This window comes from Methylacidimicrobium cyclopophantes, assembly GCF_902143385.2.
GTDB lineage: Bacteria > Verrucomicrobiota > Verrucomicrobiia > Methylacidiphilales > Methylacidiphilaceae > Methylacidimicrobium > Methylacidimicrobium cyclopophantes.
On sequence record NZ_CABFUZ020000173.1, the window covers coordinates 1 to 9,862 of the forward strand.

Below are 9,862 nucleotides of genomic sequence, written 5' to 3' on the forward strand. Positions count from 1 at the left end.
CGACGGCATACCCGCCGGTTCGGATGGGAGGTTCGCCGAAGTGGAAGCGGGGAGAGCGCTCCCCGCACTCGCTTGGTCGAGCAGAACCCGGTGAAGGGCCTGCTTGACGCTCCCCATCGTCGCCCAATGATCGTGCATTTCCGTCCGTAAGCTCTGCAATTCGCCACGAGTGCTTTGTACTTCTCCCCTCGTGTTCTGGGCTTCCGCTCGCACGGTGCGAAGCTCTTTCTCCCATGCGCGGATATCGGCCCGCGCCTCCGACACGTCGTGCGATACCTCCTCCAGCCTGGTCATCAGGCGCTTCAGTCGCATTGCGAGCAGGGTAAAACCGAGAAAAACCACCGCCACAACCGCCCCGATCAGCGCCCCAACTTGTTCCCAATTCATCGTTCCTCCTTCCTCATTCCCTTCGGTGGAGCACGAGGAATGGCTGCCCCCGATCCGCCCGAACGGGACATCTCGTGCCCGGTAGCGAACGGAATTCGTCCGCTTGTGTCAAGAGTCATGAGCCGGATCGGAGGATCCCTCCTCGTCCGCAACGACAAGGCTTTTCCCCCGAACGGAGAGCCGACCCAACCCCTTCCGTCTCTTACTGGTGCACCCGGCAGGGGTCGAACCTGCAACCTTTGGCTCCGGAGGCCAACGCTCTATCCAATTGAGCTACGGGTGCGCTTGTCGCTTTATCCGCAACCGAGAAAACGACGACGCCAGAACATGGCATCAGGACAGCCGTATCCGACCACCGCTCACTTCCTTCTAACTGCCTTCGCTAGCCTTCTCCTTGGTTAGCTTCGTCTGGTCGGATCGAGTCAAAAAGTCTTCCACCAGCAACAGACGCCGATCCCCCGCTCTCTGAATCATTTTGAGCAACTGATCGGCCGAGGAGACCTCTTCGAGCTGCTCCTTCACGAACCAGTGGAGAAATGTCTCGGAGGTGAAATCATTCTCCTGGCGAGCCAGCCGCAACAGGGAATGGATCTCCTCAGTGACACGCAGTTCTCGTTCCAAAGAGAGTGCCGCCGCCTGCTCGGCATCCTTGAATTGCGCTTCCGGAGCGGGGATCGCCGGAATCGCCACATCCGCATCGTTGTCGACCAGAAGTTGGAGAAAACGCATTGCGTGTCCTCGCTCTTCCTCAGCTTGGCGTGCGAAGTGCGCCGCGAGCCTAGGCAAGGCCGCCTTCTCGAAATAGGCGGCAATCGCCAGATATTGCAAAAACGCCTCCAACTCGCTCCCGATCTGACGATGAAATTCGGGCACGATCTTGGGACTGATCAGGGTGGTCTTCATTCCTCTCTCTTACGCTGCAAGCGGGAGATCGTTCTCGCAAGATAAAAAGGATCGTTTTTCCGAGACGAGGGAAAGCCCCGCTCCTATTCTACCTTGAGCACTTCGATGTCGAAGAGGAGCACAGCATTGGGTGGAATCACGTCTCCCGCCCCCTCCTCTCCGTATCCGAGTTGCGGCGGAATGATCAGCTTGCGCTTTCCCCCTTCGCGCATGGTGGCGATTCCTTCTGTCCAGCCGGCAATGACCCCACGCTGACCCATGACGAAGGTGAAGGGCTTTCCGTGGGCTTGAGAGCTGTCGAAGACTTTTCCATCCTCGAGCTTCCCGACGTAGTCGACGGTGACCCGTTTCCCAGGTTGGACAGGATTGCCGCGCCCTACCACCTGATCGATATATTTGAGGCCCGACGGGGTCGTAACGACATTTTCCTCGCTCGGGGTTGCCCCCTCCGGCGCCGGAGGAAACCCGTCCTGGGCGTTCACGGTTTCCATTCCTAGGAATACGGCAAGCGCAAGAACAAGCGAACGAACTCTCATCAGGCCGCATCCTGCGTCTTTTCGGGGAATCCCGACAAGCGAAAAAGGCTACGCTCCCGCTTCCTTCGTTACCGAGATTGCCGCGCGTTGAGGGCGATCTGAGATCGAATCTGCTGCGCGAGTCCGGGATCGACCTGTTCGAGCTTTTGCAGCTCCAGGTCGCGCTCCGAAGGGCGGCGGAGCGCATCTTCCAGCAAGGCGAGATTCGCCATCGGGCGAACGTCGCCGGGCAAAAACGCCTCGGCCTTCTTCCAAGCCAGGGAAGCATCGTCATATCGACGGATCTCCCGATAGATGACGCCTAAATTGAACCAGGCCGCGCCGAAGGTTGGATCGACTTCGAGCGCCTTCCGATATGCTTGGATCGCCGTGCGGGCATCGCGAGCTCGGTGGCTCAAGACCGCAAGGTTGAACCAACCATCCCGATCTTTCGGATTGAGCTGGACCACGCGGAGGAAGGAAGCGCGGGCAAACGGGAGCTGCTCGCTGTGCAAAAGTGCCAGGCCTAAGTTAAACCAGGCCCCGCTGTTCTTCGGTTCCAATAGCGTCAGCTCGGTGCAGGCCGAAGCCGCTTCTTCCCATCGCTTCCCTTGCCGATAACTCTCGGCCATTCCCGCCCAGGCGCGAACCGATTGGGGATTGAGCCGTGCCGCCCGGGTATAGGCTTTTGCGGCTTCCTCCCAATTCTGCGATTTTAGCAACGCTTCTCCGAGCGCCAGCCAAGCGGACGTATGCCGAGGCCGGAAGCGCAAGTAAGCGCGAAATTCATCGGAAGCCTTTTCCCATTGCCGCTCGGCGAGAAGACACTTTCCCAGCAGGAGCGAGACATCCGCCGTTGAGGCTCCCCGTTCCTTCGCCTCCAGGATGGTGTCGACCGCGGGCCCATAGCGGCCTTGCGTCGCTTCGATCTGCCCGAGCAAGAGCAGCGCCGACGGGTCTTCGGGAAAGAATGCAACAACCTTTCTGGCCGCAAATTCCGCTTTTTCCAGTGCTCGGGCCTGCAAGTAGGCAAAAGCCGCGGCCGTCCAAGCCGACGGCGAACGCGGCGCTACCGCGACGATGCGATCCGCAGCCGCTTCGGCCTCCTTGGGTCCAACGGCCGCTTGCAGGTCGCGCCACGCCGGAGTCGTCATCAAGGCGGGCTCGCGTCCCCGTGCCGCCAACTTTTCCAAACCTTGCCGAAGGGCCGCCGCTTCCGCCGCTAGGTCGGCGCGGTCGAGCATTTCCAATGGCGCACTCACCCTGACGACCCCGAGACGGTGATTGTCGGGGTCCACCTCTCTGACAAGGCCGACGAATTGATCCCGCTCGTTAAAAACCGGGCTCCCCACGAGAATCCCTTCGACCTTTCCGCCCAGCCAAAGAAGATTCTCCTTCCCCGCGGGGAGCGCCGGTCCTGCAAGCCGCAAAAAGGCCGCCTCCTCTTTTGGCTCCTCCGGACTCGGCCGAGGGACGGTGAATGTCTCCCCTCCTTCGGGCGGCAGGTTGTCCGGCGCAATGATCCGTACCGCCGATAGATCGGCCCCCTCGATCTGCAAAAGCACGAGACCCGTTCCAGGATCTGCCGCAAGCCAGCCCGCACAGCGCACGGGCCGGAGGTTCCAGCGTTTGGCTTCGATCCGCGATGCGTCTTCCAGACCCGACATCACGGTAAGCAACCGTCCGTCCGCCGATACGACAATGCCTCGAACGGCCCGCTCCCCTCCGCTCCTCGTCACTACCCGAAGATCGACAAGACGGCTTTCCCAAACTTCCGCCCCGGCGTCTGCCCTCGAAACGATGCCAAAGGAAAATGCGCAAACTCCGAGCCACAGCAGAGCGCCACTCCGCCATCCCCTACTATTTCGCCTCTCCTTCATCCTTCCTCATGCGCGTCCTCATGCGCGCGACACCTTCTTGCGACCACAGAGCCCATGCTTCCCCGATTCCCTCGCAAGCCCACAGAGTTCCCTACCGCCGCGCATCCATTGCAGGCAAGCGGCGAATCGCTCCGGAAACCGATCTTCGGTCCGTGAGAGGTGAAAGGAGAAGGCGGAGGCCCTTCCCCCGCCTTCCCTTGCGGCGACGAACCGAGCTTTACGGATGCTCTTCCTAAAATTTGATCGCAACCGAGCCCTCGACCCAAAAGGGCCACCCCGCCACGATCGAGCTTTCGTTGAACGCACGGCTGCCGGCGGAACCGAGTCCGAATGGCAGCCAGTAGTTGTTGTTCGTAAAGTTGTAAATGTAGAGCCGGGCCTCCCAGCGCGGATTTGAATAGAAGAGCTGCGCATTGAGAATGTACTGCGTCGGGATGTAGGTGTTGTAGAAATAATCGAGGTACTGATCGCTCATCACGATTCCTTGCACTTGAGCACCGATCCCGATATCTGACGTATAGCAGATCGTCGCGCTCGCATATTGCTCCGGGAAGCCGATCATGTTGTAGACCCCGGAAGGCAAGCCGACATTGGTGTTGAGCGCCCACATCTGCTGGAGGGCCATCGCCGTCGAATAGTCCTGACGCATGCTCGGCCCGTGGGGCAAGAAGCTCCAGTTCTCCGTGCCGTGCATGTAGATGTAGCCCGCCTTGGCCCACCAGTTCTTGTTCGGCTGATAGGAGACGTTCACCTCGAAACCGTTGATGGTCGCGGGCGACGGTGGGGCTCCCAGATTGTTGAGCTGCTGGTACTGGTTGAAGCCGGCACCGGTGATGAAGAGCTTATCATTGAGGAGGTTAAACTTCACGCCTCCTTCGATGAGCTGATTGAGCAGGCGGAAGGAGGCGGCATCGAAAGTAGGAGCCGCGCCGCCGATCACCGCCACATTGTTCACGTAGGACCAGTTATAATTGAAATAGGTGCTCATCCATGGGAACGGTTTGTAGACCGGGCTGATATTGATCAGCGGCGCCAAGGATGACTGGTTCAAGCTGGCGCTCGTCAATCCTGGGATTTGCGGCATTCCCGCAGGACCTTGGGGCGTCGAGTAATCCCAGAAATATCCGGTCACGCGGGCTCCAAAATAGACGCTGAACTTATCCGTGATATCCAGATTGTGCTGGTAGAAGGGTGCGATCGACCAATATTGACCGAAAGTAGATCCGGAGGGTCCGTTGAGCGGCTCGTAATAGTAGTTCGCGGGAGCACCGGGAACGTGCCAAAGGCCTCCGAAAGCCGCTTTCGGATTGTTGATAAAGGAGTTGAACTGCTTGGTGCCGGGAAGATAGAACATCGCGGGATTCGCGAAAGCGGGATTGATTGGATTTACCAGGCTCCAAGAGTTTCCGTAGGCCCAAGCGCTTTCGGAGAAATAGTCGTTGTTGTACTGGTAATGCCATTCGATGCCGGTATCGACGCTGCTTTTGAGCAGGAGCTTCCCGAAGACGTTCTCCAAGCCCTTTTCTTCCTTGGTCTTTTCCTTCTCGGATTCCTTCTGCGATTCTTCGGCGAGTGGATCCAGGGTGAAGCGGATTTCCGTTCGGTTATCGAATTCGTAATCTCCCGGAGTGTACTGCATCGCGTAGAGCTCCGGCTCGAGCCACTGGGTCCTCGTATACCAGAGCATCGAGTTATTCACGATCTGCACGTCGTCGCTCACCTTGATCGTCTGGATGAGCTGCGCCAAGCCGGTAGCGCCCTGGCCGCCTCCATAGGGGCTTGCGATCGTCGCACGCCGGCTCACACCCATAAGGGGCCCCGCATACGTATTGAAAGCCGGGTTGAGGGGGGAGCCGGTGAACGGGCCTCCTTGCGCAACGGTATTCGGAAAACCCGGTACCACGCCCGTGTTATAGAGCCCATCCCGAATCAGCGCATTCGTCGGGCGGTTCATCAGATCGGCCAGCTCCGGCATGAAGTTGTACATGCCGTAATCGCCGTAAAAATCGATCGTGTAGTTGTCGTACGGCTTCGCTCCAACTGCTAGGTAGAAGTTCTGCTGATCGTTATAAATGTTGTTGTAATAGCTCCCTTGGTTTTGACCCATGTAGGAAAAACGCCATCCCAGCTTGTCTTGAATGATCGGGCCGCCTACATCCGCGCCCCAGAGGTATTGCTGGTACATGCCGGTCGTATCCCAAACCCGGCCGCGGTATTGGTCGAAATAGGGCTGCTTGGTGATATAGTTCACGCTCCCGGTGGAGGCCTGAGTCTCTCCAAAGACTGCGTTGGCGGGCCCTTCCTGGATGTCCATGTTTTCTACCATGTTCCAACTAAAGGGAATACCCTGCATCGCATCATTTTGAAGCGTCATCTCGATGCCGTTGATATAGGGAAGAGCCTGCCGTCCCCGGATCGTCACCGAGTTACCCATACCCCAATTCAGCTGGGTATAGGCGGTGGGGAGAATGGAGGAGACAGAAAGAGGATCCATGTATCCCTGGTAGATGGTGCCCGCCGCCTTCAGGAGGGTCTGGTTCACGGGAGTGATCTGCCGCGGCGCATCCATGACGCTAATCGGCGTGCCGAATGTCGAAACGACGGGTGCGGTCGTCGGAAGAATCGGGGCGTTCGGCTCACCCGAGGTCAGCTCGGGCGAAGTCCATTCGGAAGTTGCGGAAACCGTGACTTCCTGCATCTGCACGTCGCCGCTCTTTTTTTCCGCTTTGTTCTTCTCGGGCTCGGTTTGGTGGACGATCCCCTCCCAGCCGGACTGCTTTGCTTGTCCACTTCCGTGAATGGGCGCCTGTGCCGCTCCTTGCCCTTGGCCGTTCGTCTCTCCGGCCGAGGAATCGCTTCCCGCCTCCGCGCTCTCCGCCCCCGTCCCGGCCGCTCGTACCGCAACGATCATCACGAGCCACACAGAGAGGAGAGCCGCTGGACGAAACCAGCGCTTCTTCTCTTTCTGGACCTTGTGCTTCATTCCTCCTCCTCGTCAAAAAAACCTGGTGACTGCGGCAGGTCGATGCGCCATCCGGGCATCCCGGCCGCCCGACCATGTCGAATTGACCGCCGCTTTATGCCACAGGATGCGAGGAAAGGGATGTAACAAAGTTGTTACATCTTTGTTACGCTTGTGTGACGCCGAGTAAACAGCGTATTATGTTTGTATTCAATAGGATGCGCTATTCTGGAGTTCTCTTGGCAGCTTCGTCGTGCCACCCGTTTTTCCCGATCTTTTTCGTCGACTCCAAAAGTGGGGTTGGAAGGGAGGGAACTCCCAGAGCTTTCAGGTTCTTCTCGACCCCCGTCGAAAGAGAAGGTTGTCTCCTGGATCCCGAACCTTTGTCACAACGTCACCAAAGGCCCCGTCAGCGTCGCGTGATCCGCCCGGTTCCCTCGGAGCGCCTCCCTATGGATCGGAATCCCCGCCATCGGAGGCGGCGGCAAAGAGCAGTTGGAGCCGATCCCGCCGGTGATCTTGGGCTTTACCGCATTGGGCTGGATCTTCCGGGCAATCCCTTCGAAGGAGACGTTCGGCAGGTCGGAGAGCACCAGGCTTGCTCCCGATCTTCCTCTAAACGCCATTGGCCCGTCCATCGCCCGGGAAAGCTCGCCCTCTTCCCGCTCCTTCTCCTCCAACCCGCAAGCCTTGGCCAAATGGGTCGCACGGGCTTCCGCCAGCAGGGCGAGCTCCCAAGAGGGGAAGAGGAGCCGCCCGTAGATCATCGCCTTCAAGAGACTTCGCTTCCCCTCAAAACCAACTCCACCACCAGGTTCTTCCCCAGTAAGATCGCTCTGACCGCCTCCCCGACTTCTTCCGGCATCCGCGTCAGATTGGCCAAGCTCCTCGTCTTGACCTCTTTGTTCACCCGGTAGGATTCCCGGGCGAGAAAGGATCGTTTGATCTTGCATCCCGGGCGGGTGCGAAGTTCCTGCAAACGAATGCCTACATTATGACAAGCACATCCGATGAATACCAAAAGGCGTTATTCACATTCTATTCACTCAATATGTACTACGCCCTTTTGCATAAGTGTTGCGCCTGACTGAACAACGCTCAAAATCCTGCGGAAGACCGGTTCAGGCTTTTTCAAACATGAGTCGGCTTAGCGGAACCAGCGGCGCCGGGAGTTCTCCCGCCCTGGTCCCGCTTCTGGTGGCATTGGGAGATCACCAACCACGCCCACTTCTGAAGCCTGACTTTCTCCCCCGGCGGGGAGCCCGAGGCGAACCCGAGATCCCCGCGCTTTTGCCAAGCTGATTCGAATCTGCTTGAGGCCGAAGGCCGCTCACCCGCACGCTTTCCCCAATAGAGTACCCGGAACCATTCCAGGTTCGCTACGGAGAGGTCATCTCGTTGGTTACAACCCACCACCATTGCTGGTCCGATCCTCCGCCATGGCGGTTCTTTGGATGAAAGCGCGAACGTCCTCTACCCTCTTGCTGGCGAGATCTCTATAGTATTGAACAAACTTCGCCTCTTGCTGTTGCTGATACTCGTTGCCCTTTTGCAATGCTTCCCTTGCCTCCCTCGCGTGTCTCTCTCGCCGAGCATAATATCGTGCCCTCGCGGCGCGCTGCTGCCGAGCGATCTCCTCCTTTTTCGCCTTCTCGCGCCCGAAAATCCCATGCAGAAAGGGAAGGACGGGTTCTATATCGGGAATAACGCCCGTACCGGTGGTTCCTTCGAAATTGGAAAGGATGTCGCTATACTGCTGACCCCGATCCATGCCTTCGCTAAAGCCTTCCGCGCCAGCCCTCTCCACCGCTGCTGTGTCGATCCCCCGATCGATGCCTTTCGGAGCCTTTGTCACTTCATTCTCCAGCTCCTTCTTCGCTTGCGCGATGTCAGCCTCCATGCCTCCATATCGTGCCTGGAGTTCTCTCACGCATCGGTCATAAGAGGCCGAGTATTCTCCAAGATCTTTCCCCTGGCATAAAAACAGGGCGAGGAAGTTTCCCCGGCCGCGCAGCGCTCCGTCCAAAGCTGCAGCAAGGAAGCCGTTATTCCACTCCAGCAACGGAGGAGATACCCGCAGGATTCTCCATTTGCCATCAACGATTTGCGCCTTTTCGACCTTCCAGGAGAAGGAGAGCTTCTGGTCGGCCTTGGCCAAAAGGTATCTCTCCTTCTCGCCGGCTTGGAAACCCATTCCGGGCGGGAGGGTGGCGTCGAAAAGGAGATCCGGCCAAACTTCCTTGACGAGCTCTGGAGCACCGGGGTCCGGAGACGGCGAGAAAGCGGGAACGATGTAAAGATCCATGGGAGATTCAACGGTTACTCGGTATTCCAATTCCTCGAAACCCCCGACCTTCCGATAGCCAAGCGGCTCGATCGAATCGATCACGACATAGCCGGGAAGATGTCGCCGCAGGCACGCATGGACCGCTTCCTCGGGTGGCAAGTGGGTTTTTGCCTCGATTAAGCCGAACTTTTTCCTTGGCCCGTCCGCTCCGCTACTCCTCCCATTGATCCAGTCCAGGATCTCATTCCTCCATTTCTCGTATTGGGCAACCGTCCGATCGAAGGCATGGTACTCGTCATCCGCGATCGAGCCCGGCACCTGAAGGCGACTCCAATAGGAGTAGCCGCCGAAGGCCAAACCCCCCGCAAGAAGAATGGCAACACCCAGGGAAACGAGAAGAAGCCTATTCCTCTCTCTCCCTCCTTGTGGGGCGATGGGGAGAGATCCTCCGTTCCCCCCGCGGTAGAGGATCAGCGACTCCGACGTCGATCCCGCCCCATTGGCATGGTCTCCGTCTCCCCCAACGACCAACCCCCCTTTTGACCGAGTTGCTCCAGCATCTGATGGCTTCGCCAATGGATCTTCGGGATCGACTAGGATGTCCGTGGGCTTTCTGCCGCCCCACATCTTGGAAATACCTTGCAATCGATTGAGCGGATTCATAACGCGTAAACCTCCATTTCGTTACTCGTTATTTCTCTGCTTGGCTGGATTACCTCCTACCTCCCGCATGAACATGGGTCGCGTGAACATGGGTCGCGTGAACATGAGACGCATGGACATGGGCGGCATGCTCGTGAATTCTCCCGCTTCCCCCCGCATGGAGATGGGGATGTCCATGGGACTCCCCTCCCCCTGAGAGATGGGGATGTTCGCCGACGCCTTGCGAGAGATGCGGATGGCTGCTCTCTCCCAGATGGGGATGCTC

Annotated in this window: 6 protein-coding genes, 1 tRNA gene and 2 pseudogenes; all 9 read right to left on the minus strand. The window is 58.4% G+C overall.

Features of this window, described 5'->3' with window-relative positions:
- On the minus strand, positions 1 to 387 hold a 387-nt coding region (locus FN369_RS07860; RefSeq protein WP_374728768.1), incomplete at its 3' end, for a hypothetical protein.
- A 206-nt stretch (positions 388 to 593) separates the two neighbouring features.
- Positions 594 to 670 (minus strand) — tRNA-Arg (locus FN369_RS07865).
- Positions 671 to 756: 86 nt separating this feature from the next.
- Positions 757 to 1,290, minus strand: coding sequence for a ferritin (locus FN369_RS07870; protein WP_142525621.1), 534 nt, complete (start codon positions 1,288 to 1,290; stop codon positions 757 to 759).
- A gap of 83 nt (positions 1,291 to 1,373) precedes the next feature.
- Positions 1,374 to 1,781, minus strand: a complete 408-nt coding sequence (locus FN369_RS07875; protein WP_246189619.1) for an FKBP-type peptidyl-prolyl cis-trans isomerase — start codon at positions 1,779 to 1,781, stop codon at positions 1,374 to 1,376.
- 113 nt (positions 1,782 to 1,894) lie between these two features.
- Entirely contained in the window at positions 1,895 to 3,685 is a 1,791-nt protein-coding gene (locus tag FN369_RS07880) for a tetratricopeptide repeat protein (protein ID WP_142525623.1), read from the minus strand.
- A 232-nt stretch (positions 3,686 to 3,917) separates the two neighbouring features.
- A complete protein-coding gene (locus FN369_RS07885; RefSeq protein WP_142525624.1) occupies positions 3,918 to 6,668 on the minus strand; it encodes a TonB-dependent receptor in 2,751 nt (916 codons plus the stop codon).
- 368 nt (positions 6,669 to 7,036) lie between these two features.
- Positions 7,037 to 7,632 (minus strand): annotated as a pseudogene (locus FN369_RS11690) (IS1634 family transposase); the annotation flags it as partial.
- 417 nt (positions 7,633 to 8,049) lie between these two features.
- A complete protein-coding gene (locus FN369_RS07900; RefSeq protein WP_178087749.1) occupies positions 8,050 to 9,597 on the minus strand; it encodes a hypothetical protein in 1,548 nt (515 codons plus the stop codon).
- Between the two features lie 49 nt (positions 9,598 to 9,646).
- Positions 9,647 to 9,862: pseudogene (locus FN369_RS11330) on the minus strand (hypothetical protein); the annotation flags it as partial.

Coding starts and splice junctions, on each gene's coding strand:
- FN369_RS07900 (WP_178087749.1), bottom strand. CDS start 9,597: ATGAATCCGCTCAATCGATTGCAAGGTATTTCCAAGATGTGGGGCGGC.
- FN369_RS07880 (WP_142525623.1), bottom strand. CDS start 3,685: ATGAAGGAGAGGCGAAATAGTAGGGGATGGCGGAGTGGCGCTCTGCTG.
- FN369_RS07885 (WP_142525624.1), bottom strand. CDS start 6,668: ATGAAGCACAAGGTCCAGAAAGAGAAGAAGCGCTGGTTTCGTCCAGCG.
- FN369_RS07870 (WP_142525621.1), bottom strand. CDS start 1,290: ATGAAGACCACCCTGATCAGTCCCAAGATCGTGCCCGAATTTCATCGT.
- FN369_RS07875 (WP_246189619.1), bottom strand. CDS start 1,781: ATGGAAACCGTGAACGCCCAGGACGGGTTTCCTCCGGCGCCGGAGGGG.